The sequence below is a fragment of the Flavobacterium panici genome, assembly GCF_903819335.1.
Classification (GTDB): Bacteria; Bacteroidota; Bacteroidia; order Flavobacteriales; family Flavobacteriaceae; genus Flavobacterium; species Flavobacterium panici.
Genome location: NZ_CAIJDE010000044.1, coordinates 230,373 through 256,500, shown reverse-complemented (window position 1 = coordinate 256,500; position 26,128 = coordinate 230,373). Strand labels below are relative to the sequence as shown.

At 33.7% G+C, this 26,128-nt stretch carries 23 protein-coding genes and 1 tRNA gene; 16 read left to right on the top strand and 8 right to left on the bottom strand.

What is annotated here, in order from left to right; genetic code table 11:
• The 3 genes from FLAPXU55_RS13635 (at position 1) to FLAPXU55_RS13625 (ending at position 3,188) form a co-directional block, all read left to right on the top strand.
• Positions 1–1,104 (top strand): MBL fold metallo-hydrolase, encoded by a 1,104-nt coding sequence (locus tag FLAPXU55_RS13635; RefSeq protein WP_180858337.1) that lies wholly within the window; start codon positions 1–3, stop codon positions 1,102–1,104.
• Positions 1,105–1,253: 149 nt separating this feature from the next.
• Positions 1,254–2,378, top strand: a complete 1,125-nt coding sequence (locus FLAPXU55_RS13630) for a lactonase family protein (protein WP_180858335.1) — start codon at positions 1,254–1,256, stop codon at positions 2,376–2,378.
• 228 nt (positions 2,379–2,606) lie between these two features.
• Positions 2,607–3,188, top strand: a complete 582-nt coding sequence (locus FLAPXU55_RS13625; RefSeq protein WP_180858333.1) for an LOG family protein — start codon at positions 2,607–2,609, stop codon at positions 3,186–3,188.
• An 18-nt stretch (positions 3,189–3,206) separates the two neighbouring features.
• Here FLAPXU55_RS13625 and FLAPXU55_RS13620 read toward each other — a convergent pair whose 3' ends face one another.
• Positions 3,207–4,043, bottom strand: coding sequence for a helix-turn-helix domain-containing protein (locus FLAPXU55_RS13620; RefSeq protein ID WP_180858331.1), 837 nt, complete (start codon positions 4,041–4,043; stop codon positions 3,207–3,209).
• An 84-nt stretch (positions 4,044–4,127) separates the two neighbouring features.
• Here FLAPXU55_RS13620 and FLAPXU55_RS13615 point away from each other — a divergent pair, with 84 nt between their 5' ends.
• The 5 genes from FLAPXU55_RS13615 (at position 4,128) to FLAPXU55_RS13595 (ending at position 7,319) form a co-directional block, all read left to right on the top strand.
• The gene (locus tag FLAPXU55_RS13615; protein ID WP_180858329.1) at positions 4,128–4,520 is read left to right on the top strand and encodes a DoxX family membrane protein; all 393 of its coding nucleotides are present in this window, start codon (positions 4,128–4,130) and stop codon (positions 4,518–4,520) included.
• A gap of 5 nt (positions 4,521–4,525) precedes the next feature.
• Positions 4,526–5,476, top strand: a complete 951-nt coding sequence (locus tag FLAPXU55_RS13610; RefSeq protein WP_180858327.1) for a polysaccharide deacetylase family protein — start codon at positions 4,526–4,528, stop codon at positions 5,474–5,476.
• 166 nt (positions 5,477–5,642) lie between these two features.
• On the top strand, positions 5,643–6,110 hold the full coding sequence (locus FLAPXU55_RS13605; RefSeq protein WP_180858325.1) for an SRPBCC family protein: 468 nt from the start codon (positions 5,643–5,645) through the stop codon (positions 6,108–6,110).
• 154 nt (positions 6,111–6,264) lie between these two features.
• On the top strand, positions 6,265–6,633 hold the full coding sequence (locus tag FLAPXU55_RS13600; protein ID WP_180858323.1) for an iron chaperone: 369 nt from the start codon (positions 6,265–6,267) through the stop codon (positions 6,631–6,633).
• Positions 6,634–6,638: 5 nt separating this feature from the next.
• A complete protein-coding gene (locus tag FLAPXU55_RS13595; RefSeq protein WP_180858321.1) occupies positions 6,639–7,319 on the top strand; it encodes a mutarotase in 681 nt (226 codons plus the stop codon).
• A 78-nt stretch (positions 7,320–7,397) separates the two neighbouring features.
• Here FLAPXU55_RS13595 and FLAPXU55_RS13590 read toward each other — a convergent pair whose 3' ends face one another.
• The 3 genes from FLAPXU55_RS13590 to FLAPXU55_RS13580 all read right to left on the bottom strand — a co-directional run bounded on the left by FLAPXU55_RS13590 (position 7,398) and on the right by FLAPXU55_RS13580 (position 10,694).
• Positions 7,398–7,760, bottom strand: a complete 363-nt coding sequence (locus FLAPXU55_RS13590) for a VOC family protein (RefSeq protein WP_180858319.1) — start codon at positions 7,758–7,760, stop codon at positions 7,398–7,400.
• A gap of 18 nt (positions 7,761–7,778) precedes the next feature.
• Complete coding sequence (locus FLAPXU55_RS13585; protein WP_053471819.1) at positions 7,779–8,456, bottom strand: DUF2625 domain-containing protein; 678 nt, start codon at positions 8,454–8,456, stop codon at positions 7,779–7,781.
• Positions 8,457–8,546: 90 nt separating this feature from the next.
• Complete coding sequence (locus tag FLAPXU55_RS13580; protein ID WP_180858317.1) at positions 8,547–10,694, bottom strand: cation:proton antiporter; 2,148 nt, start codon at positions 10,692–10,694, stop codon at positions 8,547–8,549.
• Between the two features lie 318 nt (positions 10,695–11,012).
• Between FLAPXU55_RS13580 and FLAPXU55_RS13575 the strand changes: the two genes are divergently transcribed.
• The 8 genes from FLAPXU55_RS13575 (at position 11,013) to ypfJ (ending at position 22,990) form a co-directional block, all read left to right on the top strand.
• Positions 11,013–12,440 carry an L-serine ammonia-lyase gene (locus FLAPXU55_RS13575; protein WP_180858315.1) on the top strand — a complete coding sequence of 476 codons (1,428 nt, stop codon included), beginning with the start codon at positions 11,013–11,015 and terminating at the stop codon, positions 12,438–12,440.
• A 178-nt stretch (positions 12,441–12,618) separates the two neighbouring features.
• Positions 12,619–13,815 (top strand): SH3 domain-containing protein, encoded by a 1,197-nt coding sequence (locus FLAPXU55_RS13570; protein WP_180858313.1) that lies wholly within the window; start codon positions 12,619–12,621, stop codon positions 13,813–13,815.
• 50 nt (positions 13,816–13,865) lie between these two features.
• Positions 13,866–14,684, top strand: a complete 819-nt coding sequence (panB, locus tag FLAPXU55_RS13565) for a 3-methyl-2-oxobutanoate hydroxymethyltransferase (protein WP_053471752.1) — start codon at positions 13,866–13,868, stop codon at positions 14,682–14,684.
• A gap of 218 nt (positions 14,685–14,902) precedes the next feature.
• A complete protein-coding gene (locus FLAPXU55_RS13560) occupies positions 14,903–15,592 on the top strand; it encodes an RluA family pseudouridine synthase (RefSeq protein ID WP_180858311.1) in 690 nt (229 codons plus the stop codon).
• A 76-nt stretch (positions 15,593–15,668) separates the two neighbouring features.
• Entirely contained in the window at positions 15,669–16,997 is a 1,329-nt protein-coding gene (locus tag FLAPXU55_RS13555; protein WP_180858309.1) for an aldehyde dehydrogenase, read from the top strand.
• 116 nt (positions 16,998–17,113) lie between these two features.
• Positions 17,114–17,908 (top strand): DUF2189 domain-containing protein, encoded by a 795-nt coding sequence (locus FLAPXU55_RS13550; RefSeq protein WP_053471755.1) that lies wholly within the window; start codon positions 17,114–17,116, stop codon positions 17,906–17,908.
• 92 nt (positions 17,909–18,000) lie between these two features.
• Positions 18,001–22,053 carry a PAS domain S-box protein gene (locus FLAPXU55_RS13545; protein WP_180858307.1) on the top strand — a complete coding sequence of 1,351 codons (4,053 nt, stop codon included), beginning with the start codon at positions 18,001–18,003 and terminating at the stop codon, positions 22,051–22,053.
• Between the two features lie 91 nt (positions 22,054–22,144).
• Positions 22,145–22,990, top strand: a complete 846-nt coding sequence (ypfJ, locus tag FLAPXU55_RS13540) for a KPN_02809 family neutral zinc metallopeptidase (RefSeq protein WP_180858305.1) — start codon at positions 22,145–22,147, stop codon at positions 22,988–22,990.
• A 603-nt stretch (positions 22,991–23,593) separates the two neighbouring features.
• Here ypfJ and FLAPXU55_RS13535 read toward each other — a convergent pair.
• The 4 genes from FLAPXU55_RS13535 to FLAPXU55_RS13520 form a co-directional block, all read right to left on the bottom strand.
• A tRNA-His gene (locus FLAPXU55_RS13535) sits at positions 23,594–23,667 on the bottom strand.
• Positions 23,668–23,733: 66 nt separating this feature from the next.
• The gene (gene bshB1 / locus FLAPXU55_RS13530; RefSeq protein ID WP_180858303.1) at positions 23,734–24,450 is read right to left on the bottom strand and encodes a bacillithiol biosynthesis deacetylase BshB1; all 717 of its coding nucleotides are present in this window, start codon (positions 24,448–24,450) and stop codon (positions 23,734–23,736) included.
• An 88-nt stretch (positions 24,451–24,538) separates the two neighbouring features.
• The gene (locus FLAPXU55_RS13525; RefSeq protein ID WP_180858301.1) at positions 24,539–25,603 is read right to left on the bottom strand and encodes a chorismate-binding protein; all 1,065 of its coding nucleotides are present in this window, start codon (positions 25,601–25,603) and stop codon (positions 24,539–24,541) included.
• A 5-nt stretch (positions 25,604–25,608) separates the two neighbouring features.
• A complete protein-coding gene (locus FLAPXU55_RS13520) occupies positions 25,609–26,040 on the bottom strand; it encodes a PaaI family thioesterase (protein ID WP_053471822.1) in 432 nt (143 codons plus the stop codon).
• Between the last annotated feature and the right edge of the window lie 88 nt (positions 26,041–26,128).

Below are 26,128 nucleotides of genomic sequence, written 5' to 3'. Positions count from 1 at the left end.
ATGATCACATTCTTAATCGTACTATTAATAATAGTGCTTCTCGTTTACAATTTTTTACAACATCCAAAATTCGGAAAAAAGCCTTCCGGCGAAAGGTTAGCTTTAATTGAAAAATCGCCTCAATATAAAAACGGAAAATTCGAAAACCAAAATTTCACACCAGATCTTGCTGAAGGCGCGACTTATTTTAGCGTTTTAAGTGAATTTTTCTTCAAAAAAGTCGACAGGAAAATCCCAACCGATTTAATTCCGTCAGTCAAAACCAATTTACACGAAATTCCTCTCGATCAGGATGTTTTAGTTTGGTTTGGACATTCCTCTTATTATATTCAGTTAGAAGGAAAACGATTTTTAATCGATCCTGTTTTTAGCGGTAACGCCTCTCCTATTGCGGGAACTACAAAATCGTTTAAAGGAACAGATATTTACGCCGTTGATGACATTCCTGAAATTGATTATTTGCTGCTTACACATGATCATTATGATCATTTAGATTATAAAACAATTCTTCAGCTAAAGCCGAAAACTAAAAAAGTAATCACAGCACTTGGCGTTGGTTCTCATTTTGAGTTTTGGGGATTTCCAAAAGAAAATATTATCGAAAAAGACTGGCATGAAAAAATAGAATTAGACGAAAATCTAACGCTTTATACAACTCCGTCAAGACATTTTTCTGGCAGAAGTTTTAAACGCTGCAATACACTTTGGACTTCTTTTGTTTTAGAATCCAAAGATTTTAAAATGTATTTGGGCGGAGACAGCGGCTACGACCAGCATTTTGCAGAAATTGGCGAGAAATTCGGCCCTTTTGATATTGTTTTAATCGATAACGGTCAATACAATAAAAACTGGAAATACATTCATAATATGCCCGAAGATGTGATACAGGCGATTCAAGATTTAAAAGCAAAAAGAGCATTTCCGGTTCATTCGTCAAAATTTTCATTATCACTGCATTCCTGGGATGAGCCCTTAATTAGAGTTACAGAACTAAATGCAAATTCAGCAAATCCAGTTCCTTTAATTACACCAATGATTGGAGAATTAGTTGAACTGAAAAATGAAAATCAGGAATTTAAGCAATGGTGGAAAGGGGTGAAATAATTTTAGATTGCAGATTTTAGATTTTAGATTGAAAACCTGAAACTTGAAACACTCCTTTGTCACCCTGAGCGAAGTCGAAGGGTACGCAAAGGGCTTCGACTTCGCTCAGCCTGACAAGACTTGAAACTTGAAAAACCTGACACAAAAAAATGAAACAAAAAATAAACTTCCTAACGATTGTATTTCTGATAACATGCAGTATGTTTTCTCAAAATACTTATGTGTTTTTAGGATCATACAATCGAGATAAAACGGCAGAAGCGATTCAGGTTTATCAATTAGATACTTTAAACGGAAAACTTTCAAAAATAGCCTCAGCAAAAGACATTATAAATCCTTCGTATTTGACTGTTTCGCCAAATGGAAAATATGTTTATGCCTGCACGGATACCAAAACGCCAAATGCCGGAAGCATAAGTAGTTTTGAATTTAATCCAGAAAATAAAAGTCTGACTTTTTTAAACAGCCAGAGAAGCGGCGGTGAAAATCCGGTTTATGTTACGGTTCACAAAAGCGGAAAATGGGTTGCAAATGCAAATTATACAGAAGGAAGTGTTTCGGTTTTCCCAATTCTGGAAAACGGAAAAATTGATTCTATAGCGCAGAATTTTCAATATATGGATGGAAGTACACATAAGGAAAGACAAACAAGATCTCATATTCATTCGGCCATATTTTCACCTCAATTCGATTATTTATTTTTACCTGATTTAGGTGCCGATAAAATTCGCAGTTATGCTTTTGATGAAAATAAAAAACAGCCTTTAACTGAAGCTCAAACTCCATTTGCAAAAACGGATTTAGAAGCCGGACCAAGACATTTTACTTTTCATCCAAATCAAAAATTTGGGTATTGTATTGAAGAAATGGCGGGGCAAATAAGTGTTTATAATTATGAAAACGGAACTTTAAATAAAATTCAGCGTATTGCGACACATCCTGATAAAATAAAAGAAGGTTTTGAGAGTTCTGACATTCATATTTCACCAGACGGAAAGTTTCTATACGCCACAAATCGCGGAAAGGAAAATAACATTGCCATTTTTTCTATTGATGAAAATGGATTATTGAAAAACATTGGTTATCAATCGACTTTAGGAAAACATCCAAGAGTTTTTGCCATTGATGAAACCGGAAAATTCTTAGTTGCTACAAATGTTATTTCTGGAAATATTATCGTTTTTAGAAGAAATCCTAAAACCGGATTATTGAAGAAAACTGGAAAAGAAATTAAAATGGAAAACGTTTCTTGTGTGCAGATTAGAAGAATTTGATTGCTTGATGGATGGATGGATGGATGGCACACGGATTTTACGGATTGAAACGGGTTTACGCAGAGGTTTTGTCATTTCGACTGAAAGGAGAAATCGCACAAGTAATTCCGCAACGAGAATCGCCAATCTTTGTCGATTTACGAGTGCGATTTCTCCTTTCAGTCGAAATGACAAACTTTATGTACAAAAAACAAACTATAAAAACGCTATAAAATAACATTATAAAAAATGAAAAAAATAACTGTTTTCTGCGGATCTAGTTTTGGTACCGAAGAAATATATAAAGAACAAGCCGAATTATTGGGGAAGACTTTAGCCAAACAAAATATTGGTTTGGTTTATGGCGGAGCAAATGTGGGTTTAATGGGCGCTGTTGCAGATGGAGCTTTGAGCGAAAACGGAACTGTAATTGGAGTTCTTCCAAATTTTTTAAGATCAAAAGAAATTGCACATCAAGGTTTAACCGAATTGATTTTGGTAGAAAGCATGCACGAGCGCAAAACCAAAATGAATGATTTATGCGACGGTGTAATTGCGCTTCCGGGTGGTTTTGGAACTCTTGAAGAGCTTTTTGAAATGCTGACTTGGGCGCAATTAGGCTTACATAAAAAACCTATCGCAATTTTAAACATCAACGGATTTTATGATTCGCTTTTAGAATTACTTCAAACCATGAGTGAAAAGGGTTTATTGAAAGAAGCCAATCAAAAAATGCTTTTGGTAAGCGATGATATTGACGATTTATTAAACCAAATGAAAAATTACACTCCGCCAACGGTTGGAAAATGGATTGAAAAAGACAAAGTTTAAATTTAGATTTACCTTCAATTAAACTCTTTTAAACTGCTTTTTATAGTCACTTGGATTCAATCCCGTATGTTTTTTAAACAAGCGATTCAGGTGACTTGCATCGCTAAAACCAAATTCATACACAATTTCATTAATCTGCATATTGGTAAATTTTAATCTCGTTTCGATTAATTTTACTTTGTAAGCCATTGTGTATTCCTGAATACTCTGCCCTGTTTTGGTTTTAAAATATTCGCTGATGTAAGTTGATGAAACATTAAATGCTGCCGCCATATTCGACGCTTTTAATTGTTCCGGCTGATAAATATTCTGATGTACATAATTCAATAAATCCAAACTGGGAACTACGTTGTTTTGATTAAGGTTTAAAGGCGCAATAAGCGATATATTTCTGGCTGCAATTGTAATAATTGTATTTAGAATTTGCTTAATTACTTCCTGCTGCTGCGGAAAATTAGTACTTTCTTCTCTAATAAGTGCTTCAATCATTGCCCTTACCAAAGGTTTGTCTGTTACTGTTTTTAAAATACAGCCTGGCCTGTGGTTGTGATTGTGAAAAATAAATTCAAGTTTTTGGATCCAGTCGCTGCTTTGTGTTTTAAGATAACTGTCGTGAAATCGTATAAAGAAAAATTTCGTTTTCTCTGTAACTTCAAAACTATGTGTATCTTGCGGAAAGATTAAAAAAAACTTATCGCTGCTGTAAGGCCATCGATGATCGTTTATAATTTGAGTTCCTTTTCCTTCGAGAACAAAAACCATTTCAAAAAAAGTATTTTTACGTTCTTTCGCTTCATATTCTAAAACTTCTAAAAACTGAAGTTCAAAAGGATGGTATAAATTTCTAATTTCCATCTCGCAAAAGTACAAATTATTCCAATGATTGTACAAATTTTAAAAAGCTGTTATCCGCAACTTTGTAGTATAAAATCACTTAATATGGAAACAACCTCTTTTTTATTATTACGTCTTGCAATTGCAATCAGCATGTTTGGCCACGGATTAGTCCGACTGCCAAAACTTACAACTTTCAGTAATTGGATGGTTGGCACTTTTGAAAATTCAATGCTGCCAAAAATCCTTGTAACACCGTTTAGTTATATTTTACCAATAGCCGAATTTACCATTGGTCTTTTGTTGTTATTAGGCTTGTTTACCAAACCAGCTTTAATTGCCGGAGCTGTTGTTATGCTGGTCTTATTGTTTGGTACTTCGATGATTGAGAACTGGGAAGCCGTTCCATCACAATTAATTCACATTGCTTTTTTTGCTTTGCTATTGCATTTTGCAGCTTATAATAGCTGGGCTATTGATACCTTAATTAAAAAATAAATAGTATGAGTTCTAGAAGAAATTTTATTAAACAAACGGGAATAATAGGAATGGTTGGAATGATAAATCCTATAGAAGCTTTTTCAGAAGTTTCAAAAAATGCTCCAATTTTCTCTCCGCAAAAAACAAAATGGGCAGACGGTTCAAGATTAGTGGTTTCGATTTCGATGCAATTTGAAGCCGGAGGACAACCGCAAAATGCCGAAAGTCCATTTCCTCAAAATATACAAAAAGGCTTTATTGATCTTCCTGCCGCAACCTGGTACGAATATGGATATAAAGAAGGCGTTCCTCGTATGCTGGACAATTGGGATAAACTAGGTGTAAAAGTAACGTCGCACATGGTTGGAACTGCGGTTTTAAAAAATCCTGAATTAGCCAAAGAAATTGTACAAAGAGGCCACGAAGCCGCTGCACACGGAATGAGCTGGAGCACACAATACACGATGCCTTATGACGAAGAAAAAAAGTTTATAAAAGATGGTGTCGACGCCATAAAAAAAGTTACCGGTTTTACTCCTGTTGGTTATAATGCAAACTGGTTACGCCGAGGACAAAATACGCTTGAGATTCTGCAGGAATTGGGATTCAAATATCATATTGACGATCTTAGTCGGGATGAACCTTTTATTATTCAGGTAAAAAATAAAGATTTTGCAGTTGTTCCGTATACTATTCGATGCAATGATATTGTTTTGATTGAAGGGAAAAACTTTTCGGCAGATCAATTTTTACAGCAAGCCAAAATGGAATTTGACCAATTATACGCCGAAAGCGAAACACAACGCCGACAAATGTCAATTAGTTTTCATGATCGTATTGGCGGAACTCCGCAAATGGTAAAAGCGACAAGTGACCTTATAAAATATATGCAGCAGCATCAAGGTGTGAGTTTTAAACGTAAAGACGAAATTGCAGAGATTGCGCTTCATGATAAAACTACCATCAGAGAGTAAATTGCAGATTTGGAATTTGGAATTTTTCTTCTCACACATAAAATTATAATCCACATGAGTTAAAAAGCTTGTGTGGATTTTTTTATTCCCTTTTTTGGAATTTCTTTCTTAAATTAGAAGTCCAAAAATCAACTCATTTTCATCTCTCACATTTTACTTATCAATCATGAAACCAGAAAACAACAAATTCGCAAAAGCCGAAATGCTGATTAGAAAACCTGTTTCAGAAGTTTTTCAGGCTTTTATTGATCCGGAAATTACCAGTAAATTTTGGTTTACAAAAGGTTCCGGAAAATTAGAAGAAGGTAACAAAACGGAATGGACTTGGGAAATGTATGGTTTTTCGCTTTCGGTTACGACATTAGTTTTACAGGAAAATAAAAAGATTGTTATTGAATGGGGAAATCCTGATGAAACGACTTTGGTAGAATGGATTTTTACGCCGTTAAACGAAAATGAAACTTTTGTAAGCATAACAAATTCAGGTTTAAAGGGAGATTCAGATAAAATTATCGATCAGGTTCGCAATTCTACCGAAGGTTTTACGTTAGTTTTAGCCGGAGCAAAAGCGTATCTGGAACATCAATTGCAGCTAAATTTAGTTTTAGACAGATTCCCAAAAGGATTAGCATAAAATGCGATTTTTAACGCAAAGAGCGCAAAGATTTTTCGCAAAGTTTTTAAAGTATTAGAGGCTTTGCCTTAAGAACGCCAAGCTAAAAAAACTTTGCGCCTTCGCGACTTTGCGAGATTCAAAAAAATAAACTTAAAAATAAACTTCGCTAAAAATGGAAACTAAGAAACCCGAAAATATCGACGAATACATTGGCGGATTCCCTAATGATGTTCAGGAAATTTTAGAGAAAGTTAGAATGACGATTCAGAAAGCAGCGCCCGATGCCAAAGAAAAAATCAGTTATTCGATGCCAGCTTTTGAGCAAAACGGAATTGTGGTTTATTTCGCGGCTTTTAAAAATCATATCGGATTGTATGCTTTGCCAAGCGGTCACGAAGCTTTTGCCGAAGAACTTTCTAAATATAAATCAGGAAAAGGTTCTGTTCAATTTCCTTTAAAAGAAAAAATGCCGTACGATTTAATTACTAAAATTGTAAAATTTAGAGTAAAGCAAAATCTGGAAAAAGCGAAAAAGAAATAACCAAAATGGATTTAACAGAACATTACAATCAGCTTTATAAAACTTCTTCTGAATCCATTTTAAAGCAAAATTACAGCTTAGATTCTAAAATAAATGATCCTTCAGATTCCCGATTTGGCATTACGCTTCTCCTCCGCCCCAACGAAAAAATAAAAAGCAATATTCAGCTGTTTTTAAATGAATTAAAAGCAATTGAACCTAACCAATATTATTATCCTGATTCTGATATTCATATTACAGTAATGTCGATTATTTCATGTTATGAAGGTTTTAATCTGAATAAAATTCATGTTGAGGATTATATCAAAATCATTGAAAAAAGCTTAGAAGATTTGAGCAAAATCAAAATTGAATTTCGCGGTGTTACGGCTTCAAATTCTGCAATAATGATTCAGGGATTTCCTTCGGATGAAACTTTGAATACTTTAAGAAATAAACTTCGGGAGAATTTTAGAAATTCAACTTTAGAACAAAGTATCGACAGCCGATATTCAATTGCTACAGCGCATTCTACTGTAATGCGTTTTACAGAAAAGCTTCAAAATCCTGAAAAATTAATTGAAGTTGTTGAGCAATTTCGGGATTATAATTTCGGAGAATTCACACCTGATAAACTGGAATTAGTATTTAATGATTGGTATCAGAGAGAAGAAAATACAATACTGTTGAAGGATTTTGAGTTGTGATTTTTTTGCCACTAATTACACGAATTTCCACGAATTAAAAATAAAAATTAGTGCAAATTCGTGTAATTCGTGGCAACCTTATTTTTTAAATGTTCCGAAATGCCACAATACCCCAGACGGATCATGCAGAAAACATTCACTTCCCCATTCTAAATGGCGGGTTGGTGTTAGTTTTACGCCGTATTTTTCAGTTAAGTTTAAGGCTAAAAGTTCCTTATAATAACGATCTGCGTCATCAACTTCAATAAAAATCATTGTGTTTTCAATCCAGTTTTTATCATAATAATCTTGGAGATAAAAGGCAGTTTCACCTGATTTAAAAACCGAAAAATTAGATTCTAAAACTACTTCTTCAAATCCTAAATCGTGATAAAAACTTCTCGAAACTTCAAAATCTTTAGCGCCAATAAATGGTCGGATTGATTTTATATTGTGGTTCATTTTTATTGTTTTTTGAAATTATTTATCAAACCCAAGCTGTTTTCGTAAATCTAAATTCAGACTGTATTGTTCCTGAACCGGAATTATTTTTCGTGAGTTTTTATTAATATCACTTCCTTCGGCAGTCCATAAAAATGGATAAAAATTGAACACTTCGTCGCCTTTTAATTTAGACACTTCTGTTCTCCATCCATTCCATCTGTTGCCTTCATAAAACTTATCCAAATTATTGCTAAAACAAAATCCTAAAAATTCAGAATAGGTAATATCAAGCTGTTCAAACTCCAGATTATCAGGAGAAAAATAATAAATTTTCCCAACATCAGTTCCTAATCCTCCTCCATTTAAAAAATAAAAACCTCCAATTGCATCATCGGCAATTAATAAAAAAGCAGGTGTTTCTCCAAACTCATTAAATGTTTTTCCTTTGTTCCAATCTGGCAGTGAACGATTAAATTTTGAACTTCCGGAACCTAAAATCCTAATCCACCCATCATCAATTAAAATTCCTCCAGTATTAAAAATAACTGCTCCCATTGTCGAGCGGGTTGTCACCTGAGTTTTGTACAAAGCGTCTTTTGCTTTTACAGCATCAACCGGTAAAACCTCCACTTTATTTGTTGCTGTTTTAATCCAGTCTTCTACAAGAGTCCAGCCCGGATCTGCTTTATCTATAAGTTCTTCGGCTTTTTTCATTTTGTTTTGTGCAGTCGCTGCAAAAGTTAAAAATGTCAGTACTAGTAACGGAAACTTTGGTATCATTTAATGGCTTATAATTATTTAAATCTAACCCTTCTTCAAAATACTTCCTAAACCGCGGCCAATCTGTTCAATTGCTTCCAGACTTTTGGTTAACGGCGATGCGGTAAAATCTTCGTAGGCATCCATAGAACTGATTTTACGATCGTCCTGCGGATAAACCAGAATGATATTATTATTGCTGAAGAATTTTTCGAATTTTTGCGGAAGTCTGTCAAAGATAGAATGATATGAAACAGAACCTTTTCGCGATAAGTTGAAAACAATTAAATCAGTTTCACGAATCTCATCTGAAATTGATTCAAAATCATCCCATTCCATTACACTTTTAAAACCTAATTTCGCATTCAATCGAAGATTATTAGTAATCTGCTGAATGGTTTGATGCGTTTTATATTCGGCATGAACTACAATCGGAATACTTAGTTCTTGCGACAACCTGCATATTTTTTGTAATAAAAGCTGAAATCCAATTCCTCTTTCTGAAAATGGCGGGCAAATAAATACCAGTCTCTTATCTTCAATAAATGTTTTTTGAAATCTGCTGATAAACAAACTTTTGTCAACATTGTTTATAATTGAATCTACATTTTCTCCAAAAATTTTATCTAGGAAACCTGTTTTCTTTGGCCAGCCCACAATTACAATATCCGACATTATTTCTTTAGAAGTTCTTGCAATTCCACTCGCCGGATTGTGGTCAATTCTTGCAATCGTATTTATTTTTACTTCTGATGCCGAACCTTGAATTACAAATTTATCAACTGCTTTTCGGTATTTTAAAATGTTCTTTTCAGCCTGATCGTTATTTGGAACAATAGTCAAAAGCGTAATTGGATTCGATGATTTTTTATCTTTTATTAAAAGTGCAAAATCCAGTAAACTGGCTGCTGCCGAAGTTTTTGCTAACGGAATTAAAATATGTTCGTCTAAAATTTGATCTTTATCTGTGTCTGCATGTGAAATTTCTTCTTCGCAGATCGCTATTTTTTTAGCCGCTTTTTCGGTTGCAAAAGAAGCCACAATACAAGTAATCAGAATTAAAATAATAGTTCCGTTTAAGATATTTTCATCCAGGATTTTTGCTTTAAAACCCACTAAAATTACGGCCAGAGTTGCAGCGGCGTGCGCACTGCTCAAACCAAAAATAAGCTGTCTTTCGGTTTTGCTGTATTTAAAAACAACCTGTGTAAAAAAGGCTGCGATCCATTTTCCAAAAATAGCCACAACACTCAAAGTTCCGGCAACAATTAAAGCAGTTGGCCCGCTTAAAATTACGCTGATATCAACCAGCATTCCAACAGAAATTAAGAAAAACGGAATAAATAAAGAGTTCCCTATAAATTCAATTCTGTTCATTAAAGCCGACGATTGCGGAATTAAAGGATTTAAGGCTAAACCGGCAACGAAAGCACCAATAATAGGCTCTACTCCTGCTACTTCTGCCAAAAAGGCCGCAAAGAAAACTACAGAAAGAACAAAAATATAATGGGCGTGTTTTTCACTTTCCAGTTTTTTGAAAAACCATTTGGCAATTCTCGGAATCAATAAAAACATTATGGCAGAGAAAATCGCCAATGAAACACCTAATTTGATCCAAAACGCCTGATTTAAACTTCCCTGACTGCTGCCCATAATTACGGCCAGAATGATCAAAACGGCAGTATCTGTTAAAATAGTTCCTCCAACAGTAATGGCAACTGCCTGATTTTTTGCAATTCCAAGTTTACTCACAATTGGATATGCTACTAAAGTATGTGTAGCAAACATACTAGCCGTTAAAAAACTGGCGTTGAAATCGTATTGCAGTAAATAAAAGCAAACCGGAAAGCCTATAGAAAGCGGCAGGATAAACGTAAAAAATCCGAATAATAAACTCTTATTTCGGTTCGCTTTAAACTCATTCATATCCAATTCCAGACCCGCAATAAACATAATGTACAAAAGCCCGATTGTCGAAAATAAATCGACAGCAGAGTTTTTAGCCAGAATATTAAGCCCGTGAGGCCCAATGATAACGCCCGAAATAATTAAACCGATAATTCCCGGAATATTTATTTTTTTAAGTAAAATAGGTGACAGCAGAATAATGAAAAGTATTAAAGAGAAAATCAATACTGGATTGCTGAGAGGTAATTCAAATTCGTGTAAAAAATGCTTGAAAAATTCTATCATAATATAATTTTATCTTTTTATGGTATTCTAAATTTTCGTAAAAAGACATTGGTAGAATTAAAACGAAATCATCTGACGTTTCGGTTAATTTTCAATTTTGGTAATTAAAAGAAACAGCAGATTTTGATAGTTGCATCTTTACAAAAATACCTAAAAAAGGTGAACTTTTTACGAAAACCACATATTAAGGAATTAAATTTATTTCGTTGCCGAATTAATAAAATTTAATATTTTTTTTAACAAATACGCAAGATTAACATTCAAAATTAATTCTTCATTGCATTATTCAATTATCTTTGTCTTAACAAAAATTGCACAATGGAAGAATGTATCTCTGTTTTTGATATGCTTAAAATTGGCGTTGGCCCTTCTAGCTCACATACTTTAGGTCCGTGGAGAGCCGCCGAACGTTTTTTAGAAGAGCTAAAAAATGAATCAATTTTAGATCAGGTTAAACGTGTAAAAGTCGATTTGTACGGTTCTCTTTCCTTAACTGGAAAAGGCCACGCGACTGATTTATCTGTTATGCTGGGTTTGAGTGGTCAGGATCCTGAATATATTCCAGTCGAGAATATTGCCGGAATTATTAAAACCATTGAAGATACAAACGAGATCAATCTTGCAAATGAATATAAAATTCCGTTTTATTTTCTTCAGGATATTGTTTTCAATAAAGACTTTCTTCCTTTCCATGCAAATGGATTAAAATTTACGGCTTATAAAAATGATGATTCTGAATACGAATCTACTTTTTATTCTATTGGCGGCGGTTTTGTTGTAAAAGAAGAACGTGAAAATGCCAAAATCAAAGAAGTCATAAAATGTGCTTTTCCGTTTCCGATTCAAAATGCGGTTGAGCTTTTAAATTATACCGTTTCTGAAAACAAATCGATTTCTGAGATTGTTTATGAAAATGAAAAATCAATGCGTTCTGAAGAAGTAATTCATTCCGAATTAATGCGCATTTGGAATACAATGCTGGAATGCATGTACATTGGCTGTCATACCGGAGGAATCCTTCCGGGCGGTTTGCATGTTCGCAGAAGAGCTTTTGATATGCACCAAAATTTAATTGGACTTTCCAATTATACTAATCCGCAATCATGGCTGGAAGAAATCAGAAAAACGGAGGTAAAATTTCGTCAGATTTTAAAATGGGTAAGCTGTTTTGCATTGGCCGTAAATGAAGTAAATGCTTCGTTAGGCCGCGTTGTTACAGCTCCAACAAACGGAAGTGCTGGTGTTATTCCGGCTGTTTTAATGTATTATCTGGTTATTGAAAATCATGATGCGGGCGAAAAAGAAATCAAACAATTTTTGATGGTTGCCGGAGAAATTGGAAGTATCTTTAAAAAAGGTTCTACGATTTCTGCTGCAATGGGTGGTTGTCAGGCAGAGATTGGCGTTTCGTCATCGATGGCAGCGGCGGCGCTTTGCGAATTAATGGGCGGAACTGCTGCTCAGGTTTTAATGGCGGCAGAAATTGCAATGGAACATCATCTTGGTTTAACCTGTGATCCAATTGGTGGTTTGGTTCAAATTCCGTGTATCGAAAGAAATACAATGGGCGCTATAAAAGCTATAAATGCTGCTGAATTGGCTCTTGAAACGGATTCCAAAAATGCAAAAGTTCCGTTAGACAAAGTAATTAATACGATGTGGCAAACAGCAAAAGACATGAACTCTAAATACAAAGAAACCTCTGAAGGCGGACTTGCCATTGCGGTAAACATGGCGGATTGTTAAAAATATTTGCTTGCCACAGATTAAAAGGATTAAAATGATTTTTTCACGCAGATCCTGCAGATTTAAGCAGATTTAAGCAGATTTTATTTAAAATTAAATCTTCTTATTTTTTAAAATTTGTATAAATAAAAATCTGTGAAAATCCTTTTAATCTGTGGCAAAAACTCAAAACTACTTCATGAAAAAACTCTACTTTCTAATTGCGATATGCTTTTCTTTTTTATCGCATTCACAGGAACGTTATTTTCTTAATTCAGATACCAGACTTTATATTTCAGCGAGTACTTCGGCTGATTTTTTGGGTTATTTTAAATATGGGGCAGAAGTTCGGTTATTATCAGAAAACCAAAATGGCTGGTATAAAGTTCAGGCGGATAATTTTAACGAAGGATATGTCCCCGAGAAATTTGTTGCTACAAGATTAAATGCAAAAGATATCAAAATAAAAGATCCTGAAAGTCCTATTCTCGAAGGCGGTGATGCATATTACGGCGGAAATCATTTATTTGTTTTAGTCGCAGGTTTAAAAGCCAGAGCGCTGCCGGATAAAAATTCAAAAATTAAAGAAATCCTTTTTACCGGAGATCCGGTTGCTGTAAACTATCTTCCTAAAAATCAAGAAGACTGGGTTAATATTAATGGAAATTTTGACGAAGAATATGCTAAATATACGTTGAGAAAATTCATTGGCGTAAGACCTGATTTTGAAACTTTATTGAAAGATTTTGATAAACTTGATATCAATGCAGTTTCCGAACGAAAAACGGTAAGCGAAAGACTTGTTGAACTAGCATGGAACAGTGAATATTTTAAATTAGAACCAGCTTACAAAAGATACTACGAAGTTGTTAAGCAGATAAATGATCCTAAATTACTTGCTGAAACTGAATTAAATATGGGTATAGCCAAAGGTTTAGCGAAACATAAATTATCGGAACAAATTGTTTCTTTTGTCAAAAAAGCAGAATTTAGTTTAAAAGGAACTAAAACCAAATCGTTGTATTTATCACAAAATGATTTAGTTAAAGTATTTGGCAAACCAACAAAAAAAGCAAATGTTGGTGACGAATGCGGAATTTATCTTAGTGATTTATTCTACTATTATCCAGACTTGGAAGTTTCTGTTGATGAAAAGAAAAATCAGGCAGAAATCGTAAAAGTTTTCATCAACGAAAACAACAAATTTATAATAAACCCAAATGCAGTTTTAGATAATTCAATGTCCGAAAAAGCTTTCATTGAAAAATATGGAACTTATATCGATGCTTCGATAAAATCACCACATAAATATTCTATCATAATGGAAGACAGTCAGTTTAGATTAGAATTTAAAGACGGGAAACTTTTTTCTGTCGAAATATTCTTTTATTGCTGATTCTCAAGTTATAATTATTCAATACTTTTACATCTTCAAAAAAAAATAAAATGTCAGTAGCAAAAAAAGATTATAAAAGAATCACAACAAAGTCATTGATTGAAATGAAAAGCAACGGAGAAAAAATCTCTATGCTTACCGCGTATGATTATACAATGGCTAAAATTGTTGATACCGCAGGAGTCGATGTGATTTTAGTGGGAGATTCGGCATCAAATGTTATGGCGGGTCACGAAACGACGCTGCCAATCACTTTAGACCAAATGATTTATCACGCTTCGTCTGTAGTTCGTGCTGTAGAAAGAGGTTTGGTTGTGGTTGATTTACCTTTCGGAAGTTACCAGTCTGATCCTAAAGAAGCTTTGCGTTCTGCTATCAGAATTATGAAAGAAAGCGGCGGACATGCCGTAAAACTTGAAGGCGGAAAAGAAATTAAAGAATCGATCAAAAAAATATTAAACGCAGGAATTCCGGTTATGGGACATTTGGGTTTAACACCTCAGTCTATCTATAAATTTGGAACATACAGCGTTCGTGCAAAAGAGGAAGAAGAAGCCGAAAAATTAATTGAAGATGCTAAAATGCTGGAAAAAGTTGGATGTTTTGCAGTAGTTCTGGAAAAAATCCCTGCTGATTTGGCCGAAAAAGTAGCTAAAAGTATCTCGATTCCAGTTATTGGAATTGGTGCCGGAGGCGGTGTTGACGGACAAGTTTTAGTTATTCACGATATGTTAGGAATGAACAATGAATTCAGTCCTCGTTTCTTACGTCGTTATTTAAACTTATACGAATTAATGACAAAAGCAATTGGCCAATATGCTGCTGATGTTAAGTCGAGTGATTTCCCTAATGCTGGGGAACAATATTAGTTTTTTAAGATGCTAAGTTGCTAAGGTTCTGAGACGCTAAGCTTTTTTTGGTACAAAGGTTCAAAGTGACAAAGATTCAAAGGTTTTAAAAAACACAAAAATTTAATTGCCTCCAGCTTTAGCTGGAGGTATTTTTTAAGCTTCATTGAAGGCTTTAGCCAAACTTTTCCAATCTACAATCATAAATCTAAAATCTAAAATTCCTCCATAAGTCTAATATGAAAATTCTTTCGGATAAAAATAATCTACAAATCTTGCATGAAGACAATCACATTATTGTGGTTAACAAACGCGTAGGCGATATTGTACAAGGTGATAAAACAGGTGACAAACCTTTATCTGATGTTGTAAAAGAATATATAAAAGACAAATACAATAAACCGGGCGATGTTTTTCTGGGTGTGATTCACCGTTTAGATCGTCCTACAACCGGAATTGTAGTTTTTGCAAGAACAAGTAAAGCATTGACGCGAATGAACGAATTGTTTAGCAATCGCGAAACTAAAAAAACGTATTGGGCTGTTGTCAAAAATAAACCTGTTGAAGCAGCTGCTAAATTGGTTCATTATTTAAAAAGAAACGAAAAAAACAATACTTCAAAAGCGCATTTAAAAGAAGTTCCGGACAGCAAACCAGCAAGTCTGGATTATAAAATAATCAAAGAACTTCAAAATTATACAGCTCTGGAAATCAATCTTCATACGGGGCGTCATCATCAAATTCGTGCACAATTGTCTGCCATTGGATCTCCAATAAAAGGCGATTTAAAATATGGAGCCGACAGAAGTAATCCCGACGGAGGAATTCATCTTCATGCCAGAAAACTGGTTTTTGTTCATCCTGTTTCAAAAGAAAACATTACAATCATTGCGCCAACTCCAGATGAAACGATTTGGAATGCCGTCTGATTTTTATGATTAAATTGTTAATTTTTTAAATTTTATCGATTAACTTGCATATCCTAAAAAACAAGCTGATCATAAAATGGAATTCAAAAACGACATTGGTTACAGAAAAGAAACGCTGAAAAAGTTATTATATAACATTCAAAAAAGCGAAGATTTAATTGTAAAAGCTTTGTACGATGATTTTAAAAAACCAGAATTCGAAGCTGTTGTAACCGAGACAAATTATGTTATTTCGGAATTAAAAGATACTATCAAAAATCTTAATTCCTGGGCAAAACCCAAACGTGTCTTCCCTTCCCTTCTTAATTTTCCTTCTTCAGATTATATTTATAAAGAACCTTACGGAAATGTTCTGGTAATTGCTCCATGGAATTATCCGTTTCAATTGGCTTTGTGCCCGTTGATTTCAGCCGTTGCTGCCGGAAACAGGGTTGTTTTAAAACCATCAGAACTTACGCCGCATACTTCTTCAATTATTACTAAAATTATTGAGAAAACATTTCATATAAGCCATGTAGAAGTTTTTGAAGGCGGTGTCGAAGTTTCAAACAAATTACTGGCGCAGCGCTGGGATTATATCTTTTTTACCGGAAGTGCTCCTGTTGGAAAAATCGTAGCAAAAGCCGCTGCCGAAAACCTAACTCCTGTAACACTCGAATTAGGCGGAAAGAATCCTTGCGTTATTGATGAAACTGCTAATTTAAAACTGGCGGCAAAACGAATTGTGTGGGGAAAATTTATAAATGCCGGACAAACCTGTATTGCTCCGGATTATGTTTTGATTCAAAAAAACATGAAAGTCAATTTCATCACCTTTTTAATGGAAGAAATTGTAAAAGCATACGGTAAAAAAATAGACAAATCACCAGATTTTGCCCGAATCGTAAATACCAAAAACTGGGTTCGTTTAGATCAAATGATTGAAAAAGAAAAGGTGATTTTTGGCGGAGATACAAATGCTGATAAATTGTACATTTCTCCTACTTTAATTGAAGAACCAAGTCTGGATAGTGCTGTAATGAAGGAAGAAATCTTTGGACCAATCTTACCAATTTTAATTTATGAAACCGAAGCTGACATTCATAATGTGATCAGTAAGTACGAAAAACCTCTCGCTTTTTATATTTTTAGTGAAAATAAATCATTTGCTAAAAAATTAATTGCAAATTACTCTTTTGGAGGCGGCTGCATAAACGATACAGTAGTTCATTTTTCTAATAAAAGGCTTCCTTTTGGCGGTGTTGGCCACAGCGGAATTGGAGCTTATCACGGAAAATTGAGTTTCGACATTTTTTCGCATCATAAAGCAATAGTAAAAAAAGCAAACTGGCTTGATCTGCCTATGCGTTACGCGCCATACAAAGACAAACTGGCTTCAATAAAACGAATTTTAGACTGGCTTTAAATTAGGGAAACAATTTTGTAATATTTGTAGATTTTTATTCGGAATTGATTTAAAATATTATATTTACGTCAACTAATTTATTACGACGAAGAATATAAAACAACTTTACTTTTAAAATGAAATCTACACTTGAACAAATTGAGGACATCAAAAAAGATGGCTATTCGATAGACTTTTCTACTGTTTTTACTTATGCTTTTGAAAATTACAAAAAGATAGCTTTGTATTCCGGATTGATAATTCTTGTGTTTTCAATTCTTGCTTTTATAGTAATCATGGGATTAGCCACCGTAGTTTATGGTATACAAGCTCTCTCAGAAGATTTTATTAAAAACTTCGAAAATCAAAAACTTACTTATCTTGAACAATTATTTTCAACAGTTGCTGTTGCAGTTGTAAGCGCAATATTTGCACCGCTTGGAGCCGGGTTTCTTAAAATGGCTGACTGCGCAGATAAAGATGAAGAGTTTAATGTTTCTACAATTTTTACCTATTATAAAGCACCGTACTTTTTTCAATTATTCTCTTTAGCATTTCTGTTAGCTATTGTAAGTACTGGAATTTCGTATGCTTTAGACAGTACCGGAATCATGTTTTTAGGCGGCGGAATATCAATAATGATTTCGTTTTTTACTTATTTTGCAATTCCCTTAGTGATTTTTGGAAATCTTAAAGCAATAGATGCCATTAAATCAAGTATTGTTATTGTAGGTAAAAATCCATTAATAATTTTCGCTCTGTTTGTCATAGGATTTCTTGGGTCATTAGTGGGTCTTGTTGCATGCTGCATCGGAGTAATTTTTACTGTTATTTTCAATACATCAGTAACATATGCTACTTATTATTCAATTTTTACCGAAGAAGAGCAAGCAGATTCTATTGATTCAATTGGAAGATCGGATTTTGAATAAAAACAAAGTTCTAGTAAATTTCAAAGGGCTTAACCAACTCTATTATTAGAATTTAAATTGCTATTTACTAAACCAAACATATCCCAAAATCTATGGTAGAAAACTATAGTTTTTTCAATCTATTGGTTTCAGGTATTACCTGTTCTGGTAATACTCTGAAATCAATTATGACAAACTGGTATGTTTTCAATTCAGATATTATTTTTTATAATAATCCCAAATTTATAGTTCTGGGTTTTTCCTTACTGGGCTTTTTGGGGCTTTTGGTTTATCAATTTTTTCGCATCAAAGCAAAAATTGGAAATTTCATCGAAAAAAAGAAAGAAGCAGAAACCGCAGGAAGGGAATATCAGCTTTATATTTTATTTTTTGGAATTGCAGTTATTGTAATCGAAATCATAAATGAAATTTTTAAAATCAGGCCAAAAAGTTTATTGGTCGTAAACGTTTCAATTGGTTTTTCTGTTCTTCTAGCTTATGTTATAACAGATAAAGTAAAATGGCTGAGAGATAAAATTCAGTTTATTTTTATTTTTTGCTTCTTTATTTACATTAGTTACGTTTGTTACAACATCATTTTTCTGGCAGAAGATGTTGTTCCCATAATCGTTTTTTTAATCTCCTTTTTCTTTTCTTACAACATTTTAAAACCAATTAAAGTTTACTGGTTTTTTGTGGGTCTCGTTTTTATATTTCTCTTTTCAACAGTTACTTTTCAATTAATTCCTTTAAAATCTTCTATTTTATTAATTAATTTCTGCATCCTGATTTTTATTATTAATCAGGTAAAATATGCCGTTTTACAAAATAATCGGGACAACTTCAGGTTTGCAAACGAAATTGTGCACAAAGGAAATTCACTCACAATTGCAACAGATCAAAAAGGTGAAATATTATTTTGCAGCGAAACCGTAACTTCTATTTTAGGTTATCAGCCCGAAGAAGTTATGGGGCTTAATTTCTGGAAGCTTACAAAAGGAGACGAATACAACAAAAATATTTCTATCATACATCATGAAGAAAATAAAATTTATACCCGAAAACTAAAAACTAAAAACGGAGAATACAGATACATACAATGGAAAGATAAAAAATTCTCTGAGGATTTAATTATAAGTATTGGTCAGGATGTTACCGAGCAGATTATTGTTCAGGATCAATATAAAAACTTAATTCAAACGGCGACAGATATTATTTTTGAAGTTGATGCCGACGGTTATTTTACTTTTATAAATGAATTTGCATATTCGCTTTTAGGTTATTCTGAAGATGAAATACTTCAAAAACATTATTCAAATTTCATTCATGAAAAGTACTCGATGAGTGCGGTTGATTTTTATGAGAATTTTGAGAGTAACGGAAATAAATTCCCCATAATTGAACTTCCTATTTTAAAGAAAAACGGACAGGAATTATGGATTTCGCAAAAGATCATTATTCGTAAAAACGATTTAGATCAAACCATTGGTTTTGCAGGAATTGCAAGGGATATTACCGAAATTAAAAATGCAGAAAACGAAAAAAAGAGACGTCTTGAAAAAATCGAAGCCTATAATAATTCAACTAAAAAACTATCAACGACAGACTTTAGCACTTACAATAATTTAAATACGGTTATCGATTATATTATAAAAGAAGCCTCAACTGTAAGTCAGGCAAATCGCGTAAGTTTTTGGAAATATTCCAGAGATTTGATTAGCTGCAAAAATCTATATAGTGTTGACAATCAAAATTTAAACGACAAAAACATTCTAAACAAAGAATCCTATCCAATCTATTTTGAAACCTTAAAAAACAAAGCGATTATAAATGCTCCGGACGTTTTTAATAAATTAGAAACATCTGAATTTGAAAAGCTTTATTTTACTAAAAACAAAATTAAATCAATGCTGGATGTTCCCATTTTTTTAAGCGGACAATTGGCCGGTGTTGTTTGTTTTGAAAGCACAGAGGAACAAAGAGATTGGGATAATGAGGATATCAATTATGCCAGAACTATTTCTGATGTTGTTTCGCTGGCCATTTCGATGCAGATGCGTTTGGAAACAGAACGAAGATTAGAATTTAAAAGTCAGCTTTTATCAGCACTTTCCCTTTGTACAGAGAAATTTTTGATGAGTAAATCAACAGAACAAATGTTTCAGGAAACGTATGATTTGATTGGAAAAGCTTCAAAAGCAGATCATATGTTTTATTATGAAAGAGATTTTACGACCAATACTGTTGTTCAAAAATACAAATGGTCGCGAAAAGGAATTCCGCATCAAATCACGCCTTTGCGGCATATGACCGAGGATAATTTGAAAGAAATCTTTGAAGCCGCAAAAAATAAACGAATCGTAAATACGTATACCAGAAAGCTTGAAGACAGGTTTTTTAAACAATTACTGATCAATAATGAAATAAAATCAATTCTAATCCTGCCGTTGTACATCAACGATATTTTTACCGGATTTATTGGTTTTGATGATTGTACCAAAGAACGAAAATGGTCTGAAGAGGAAATTTATATCTTTCAGGTTTTGGCCAATAACATTTCATCTGCATTAGAAAGAAACCGAAACGAAAGTAAGATTATTGAAAGCGAAGAAAAATTCAAATTAATCGCCAACAATATTCCCGGAACCGTTTATTTATCGAAGTTTGATGCATTTTCGACTAAAATTTTCCTAAACGACGAAATTCAAAACTTAACCGGATATTCTAAAGCTGAGTTTATCGAAAATAACCTTTCGTTTTTATCCCTTATTCATCATGAAGACCGCGATGAAGTTATTAATAATCAAATTGATAATCTTCAAAACGGAATTCCGCTGCATAATGTTTACCGAATTAAAAGAAAAACAGGAGAATATATTTGGGTGGAAGAATTTGGTGACGTTATTAAAAAAGGTGATGAAATTGAATTTGTGGGTGGAATTTACTTTGATATCACCAATAAAAAAGAAACCGAAGACGCGATTAAAGCCAAACAATTGGCAGAAGCCGCCAATAAATCAAAATCTGATTTTCTGGCGAATATGTCGCATGAAATTAGAACGCCTTTAAACGGAATTATAGGTTTTACGCATTTATTGATGAAAACTGAATTAGAAGAAATTCAGGAAAAATACATGACCACCATTAATCAATCGGCACACTCTCTGTTAGAAATTATCAATGACATTCTTGATTTTTCTAAAATTGAAGCCGGAAAACTGGAACTTTTTATTGATTTATATGATATTAAAAAAGTATTGGGTCAGGTTTTCGATTTAATTGTTTTTGAATCCAATCAAAAAAACCTGCAATTGGAACTCAATGTAGATCAGGATGTTCCTAAATATATCTGGACAGATATTGTTCGAATCAAACAAATTCTGATTAATCTGCTTTCTAACGCGGTAAAATTTACCAATGAAGGTTCTATCAAACTGAATGTTTCTGTTTTATCAAAATCAAAAAATAACTTTTCGACCATCCGATTTTCTGTTATTGATACGGGAATTGGAATTATGGAGAAAAATCAGAAGAAAATTTTTAAAGCCTTTTCACAGGCAGACAGCTCTACAACAAGAAAATTTGGCGGAACCGGTTTAGGTTTAACAATCTCTAATCAGCTTTTAGCCTTAATGGAAAGCCGATTACAGCTGGAAAGTAAAATTGGTGAAGGAAGTAATTTCTTTTTCGATTTAAATTTAAAAACCAGCAATCAAAGCATCAACGAAAAATACAATACAGAATTAAAAAACTTACAGGCTCTTCCTGATGAAAATTATAATGAAGCAAACAGCAAAAACATACGTTTTTTAATTGTGGAGGATAACAAAGTAAATATGCTGCTTTTAAAAACGATTGTAAAAAACCTGTATCACAATGCTTTTATTTTTGAATGCGAAAATGGTTATGAAGCTGTAAAACAATTTGAAAGTATTAATCCAACGCTTGTTTTCATGGATATTCAAATGCCAATTATGAACGGCTACGAAACAACAAAAGCCATTAGAAACACTTCTGCAGGCAAAGATATTCCGATTATTGCCGTAACTGCGGGCGCAGAAAAAGAAGAGCGCAACAAATGTATTTCTGCCGGAATGGATGATTATATTTCAAAACCAATTATGAAAGGCACTGTGGAGGAAACTTTGGTAAAATGGCTAAAATAATTAAAACTAAATCATGACAAATCACAAGTTATTCCCAAAAATTATATAAATTCGTACAAGAAAAACATAAAAAGCTTAAAATAAAAATACTATGAAGTGGCTAGGCAGAAGACAAAGTGATAATGTAGAAGACCGCAGATCAATTTCTGGGGGTAAAATCGCTGTTGGAGGCGGAGTTATTGGTATTATTATTTTGTTATTGAATGTTTTTGGCGGTGAAAACGCAAAACTCATTACACCTGTCTTAGAACAAATGCAAGGCGGACAAACCCAAACTGAAGCTGCTACACCATTAAGCAAAGCAGACGAAGAAATGGGTGATTTTGTGAGAGTTGTTTTAGCAGATAACGAAGATATCTGGGGAAAAATATTTGCCGAACACGGAATGACTTATAAAAATCCAAAATTGGTGCTTTTTAGAGGTTCTGTTCAAACTTCTTGCGGAGGCGCTTCATCAGCTTCAGGACCATTTTATTGTCCGGCAGATCAAAAGGTTTACATGGATTTAGATTTCTTTGAAGAACTAAAAACAAAATTTGGTGCTAAAGGCGGAGATTTTGCCATTGCGTATGTTATTGCCCATGAAGTTGGACATCATATTCAGACTTTATTAGGGACTTCTGCAAAAATGCATCAGGATCAGGAAGGCAAAAGCCAGGCAGAAGCCAATAAACTTTCTGTAGCCTTGGAATTACAAGCCGATTTTTATGCGGGAGTCTGGGCGCATTACAATCAGCAAAATTTAGATGAAGGTGATATTGAAGAAGCATTAAGTGCAGCAAATGCCGTTGGTGATGACGCAATACAAAGCAAAATGCAAGGACAAATTGTTCCGGATTCCTTTACCCACGGAACATCAGAACAAAGAATGTACTGGTTTAAAAAAGGTTTTAAAACCGGCGATATTAAACAAGGAACAACTTTCGAGGAAATTTAAAAACACAATAAGCCAAATATAATAACCACCAAAGCATGATTTAACCGTCATGCTTTTTTTTGTTTTTATTTTTAACCATATAAGTTATGTAAGGTCATTTTAGATTGGTTTGTGATTATTTTAATGTTATAATTATTGTAGATCATATAAAGTATCATAGCCAGCGGTTTTAACCGCTGGAACGCAACGTATTTCACATCTCAATACAGCAACGAATATCACAATACGTACCCTGAACGTCCTCGCGGTTGAAACCGCGGGCTATATTTGAAATACAATAACATTTTAGATGAAATTTAGATAAGCTGCATCAAACATAGCCAGCGGTTTTAACCGCTGGAGCGTAATGTATATCACAAACGCAATATCACACAACGCATATTATATATAATACGCATTTCTTAAACGTCCTCGCAGTTGAAACCGCGGGCTATATTTAAAATAAGAAAGATTTTGAGATACAAGAAATACTAAGCTATTCTCTTTAAACTTATTAGTTACAGCATTCAAGCCTAAATCTAAAATGACCTTACATAACTTATATGGTTCAAAACAAATAAGCACAAAAAAAGCCTTGAATTTCTTCAAGGCTTTAAATTTCTGGGTGGCTGACCGGGTTCGAACCGGCGACCCGCGGCACCACAAACCGCTACTCTAACCAGCTGAGCTACAACCACCATTTTTGCTTAGCGAGTGCAAATATATAACAAAGGTTTACTTCTACAAAGAAAAAAATGAAAAATTTACATCAAATTTTCTAAGCTATTGACTGCCAAACACCTTTCAACCGTAAAACCTTCTGCAAAATCTTTCCCAACGAGCCTTCCTAAGTCCTGCGCACGATAATTTAAGCTCTCAAAGAAGTTTTTACTTGTAATTGGCGTAGCAGGTTCTTTTGAATTTGGATCGTAAAATTGAGTTTTATATGCTGAAATTGCTTCCACTTTTTTGGCTTCAAAACCTGTAATATCGACTACAAAGTCTGGAGTAAGGTTTTTCCATTGAATATAATGGTACACCACTTTTGGTCTCCAGGCATCTTGTTTCTCTCCATCTATTGAAGTTTCGATTTTCATCAATCCCGATAAAAAACACGCATCAGAAACTAATTTGCTTCCTTTTCCGTGATCAATATGGCGATCGTCAACTGCGTTGCACAATACGATTTCAGGTTTATATTTTCGGATCATTTTAATGACTTCTAATTGATGTTTTTCATCGTTTACGAAAAATCCGTCGCGTAAACCTAGATTCTCACGAACTAAAACACCCAAAATCTTTGCTGCGGCTTTTGCCTCTTCATCTCTGGTTTCAGCAGTTCCGCGTGTACCTAATTCGCCACGCGTTAAATCTACAATACCTACTTTTTTCCCAAGGGAAACTTCTTTTAAAATTGTTCCGGCACAACCCAATTCTACATCATCCGGATGTGCGCCAAAGGCTAATATGTCTAGTTTCATTATTTTTATTTTTAGTCTCAGTTTACAGTCGCAGTATTCAGTCACAGCAAAACTGAAAACTGTGGCTGTAAACTTATTTTTTTTTAATCTATTTTTTTAAAACTCTTTTCATCGTCATTGATTTATTGACGCTTTCCTCCCATTCTTTTTCGGGAATACTTTCTCTCGTAATGCCGCATCCCATATATAAAATCGCTGTTTTATCCTGAATCTGCATGCTGCGCAAATTTACGAATAAATCAGAACTTGTTTTACTGCCCGCAAAACTGCTGTTTAATTCCCCCAGAAAACCAGTGTAAAAAGTTCTGTCGTAATTTTCATTTTCTATAATAAAAGCTTTTGCTTTTTTCTTTGGCAATCCGCAAACCGCAGGCGTTGGATGAAGCGTATCAATAACTTCTTGCAAAGTTGAATTCTCGTTTAAAACTCCCGAAATATCTGTTTTAATATGCCAGATTGATCCGGCTTTTAAACTATACGGTTCTGTAACTACAACAGAATTGGCAACTTCCCGTAAACGTTTTACAATAAAATCGGTTACATATTGCTGTTCGTCTTTTTCTTTTTGTTCCCAGCGAATTTCGGTTTCTAAATTTGCTTTTTGTGTTCCTGCCAAAGCTGTTGTTTCAAAAACATTTCCGTTTGCTTTTAGCAGTTGTTCCGGTGTTGCCCCCATCCAAAGTCCAATTTTAGGATGAAAAAAACAATAACAAAAAGTCGTAGGATATATTTGAACCAAATGTTGGAAAGTCTGAACAAAATCAAATTCAGATAAATTTACTTTTTCGCTTCGGGATAAAACTACTTTTTTGAATTCTTCGTTTTTAATTGCCTCAATTCCTTTTGAAACTAAATCTTCATATTGAATTTTAGCTTCTGCATCAAAATTCAGATCATCAATTTCAGCTGTTTCAAATCCAGTAACTTCTTTGTCAGCACTAATAATTTCCGATTCATTTTCGGGAATTAAAACAAGCTGTTTTTCATCAAAAGAAGCAAAAACGAATCCTTTTTCACTGTAATCAGTAATTTTATATAAAGTGTCATTTTGCTGTAAAAGCCCAAAAACACTTGAAGTATTAGGTTTAGAATAAATTACAAAAGGTAAATTTTGATTGTAATGTTGTTTTGTTTTTGAGAAAAAATTATTCATATTCATTATTCTGTTTTCTTCTTCTCTAAAACAATATTTGTAAGCTTACAAAGCGAAATTAAATTCCCGGCTTCATCCGTGATTTTAATTTCCCAAAGATGAAGACTTCTGCCTTTGTGAATAATTCTGGCTGTACCAAAAACTACGCCTTCGCGAATGCTTTTTAAATGATTTGCAGAGATTTCTATTCCGCGGACTTCTTGTTCTTTTGGATTAATAAAAAAGTGTGAAGCGGCACTTCCAACGCTTTCTGCCAAAGCTACAGAAGCTCCGCCGTGAAGTAGTCCCATTGGTTGGTGAACGCTTGGATTTACAGGCATTTTTGCAGTTAAAAAATCTTCTCCAGCGTCGATATATTCTATTTTTAGCGTTTCCATCAAAGTGTTTTTAGAAAACTCATTGCAGTATGCTAAAATTTGTTCTTTTGTATAATTCATTAAAATGGACTTTAAAATCGTAAAATTAAAGAAAAGATAAGATACAAATTCGAAAATCATATTCTAAAATTAAAATTCAACTTCAAAC

Bases quoted from the DNA above. Each gene is read 5' to 3' on its own strand.
- FLAPXU55_RS13610 (WP_180858327.1), top strand. From the start codon at position 4,526: ATGAGTTCTAGAAGAAATTTTATTAAACAAACGGGAATAATAGGAATG.
- FLAPXU55_RS13555 (WP_180858309.1), top strand. From the start codon at position 15,669: ATGGAATTCAAAAACGACATTGGTTACAGAAAAGAAACGCTGAAAAAG.
- FLAPXU55_RS13635 (WP_180858337.1), top strand. From the start codon at position 1: ATGATCACATTCTTAATCGTACTATTAATAATAGTGCTTCTCGTTTAC.
- panB (WP_053471752.1), top strand. From the start codon at position 13,866: ATGTCAGTAGCAAAAAAAGATTATAAAAGAATCACAACAAAGTCATTG.
- FLAPXU55_RS13600 (WP_180858323.1), top strand. From the start codon at position 6,265: ATGGAAACTAAGAAACCCGAAAATATCGACGAATACATTGGCGGATTC.
- FLAPXU55_RS13620 (WP_180858331.1), bottom strand. From the start codon at position 4,043: ATGGAAATTAGAAATTTATACCATCCTTTTGAACTTCAGTTTTTAGAA.
- FLAPXU55_RS13585 (WP_053471819.1), bottom strand. From the start codon at position 8,456: ATGAAAAAAGCCGAAGAACTTATAGATAAAGCAGATCCGGGCTGGACT.
- FLAPXU55_RS13545 (WP_180858307.1), top strand. From the start codon at position 18,001: ATGGTAGAAAACTATAGTTTTTTCAATCTATTGGTTTCAGGTATTACC.
- FLAPXU55_RS13615 (WP_180858329.1), top strand. From the start codon at position 4,128: ATGGAAACAACCTCTTTTTTATTATTACGTCTTGCAATTGCAATCAGC.
- FLAPXU55_RS13625 (WP_180858333.1), top strand. From the start codon at position 2,607: ATGAAAAAAATAACTGTTTTCTGCGGATCTAGTTTTGGTACCGAAGAA.
- FLAPXU55_RS13630 (WP_180858335.1), top strand. From the start codon at position 1,254: ATGAAACAAAAAATAAACTTCCTAACGATTGTATTTCTGATAACATGC.
- FLAPXU55_RS13520 (WP_053471822.1), bottom strand. From the start codon at position 26,040: ATGAATTATACAAAAGAACAAATTTTAGCATACTGCAATGAGTTTTCT.
- ypfJ (WP_180858305.1), top strand. From the start codon at position 22,145: ATGAAGTGGCTAGGCAGAAGACAAAGTGATAATGTAGAAGACCGCAGA.
- FLAPXU55_RS13575 (WP_180858315.1), top strand. From the start codon at position 11,013: ATGGAAGAATGTATCTCTGTTTTTGATATGCTTAAAATTGGCGTTGGC.
- FLAPXU55_RS13605 (WP_180858325.1), top strand. From the start codon at position 5,643: ATGAAACCAGAAAACAACAAATTCGCAAAAGCCGAAATGCTGATTAGA.
- FLAPXU55_RS13590 (WP_180858319.1), bottom strand. From the start codon at position 7,760: ATGAACCACAATATAAAATCAATCCGACCATTTATTGGCGCTAAAGAT.
- FLAPXU55_RS13570 (WP_180858313.1), top strand. From the start codon at position 12,619: ATGAAAAAACTCTACTTTCTAATTGCGATATGCTTTTCTTTTTTATCG.
- FLAPXU55_RS13550 (WP_053471755.1), top strand. From the start codon at position 17,114: ATGAAATCTACACTTGAACAAATTGAGGACATCAAAAAAGATGGCTAT.
- FLAPXU55_RS13595 (WP_180858321.1), top strand. From the start codon at position 6,639: ATGGATTTAACAGAACATTACAATCAGCTTTATAAAACTTCTTCTGAA.
- FLAPXU55_RS13580 (WP_180858317.1), bottom strand. From the start codon at position 10,694: ATGATAGAATTTTTCAAGCATTTTTTACACGAATTTGAATTACCTCTC.
- FLAPXU55_RS13525 (WP_180858301.1), bottom strand. From the start codon at position 25,603: ATGAATAATTTTTTCTCAAAAACAAAACAACATTACAATCAAAATTTA.
- bshB1 (WP_180858303.1), bottom strand. From the start codon at position 24,450: ATGAAACTAGACATATTAGCCTTTGGCGCACATCCGGATGATGTAGAA.
- FLAPXU55_RS13560 (WP_180858311.1), top strand. From the start codon at position 14,903: ATGAAAATTCTTTCGGATAAAAATAATCTACAAATCTTGCATGAAGAC.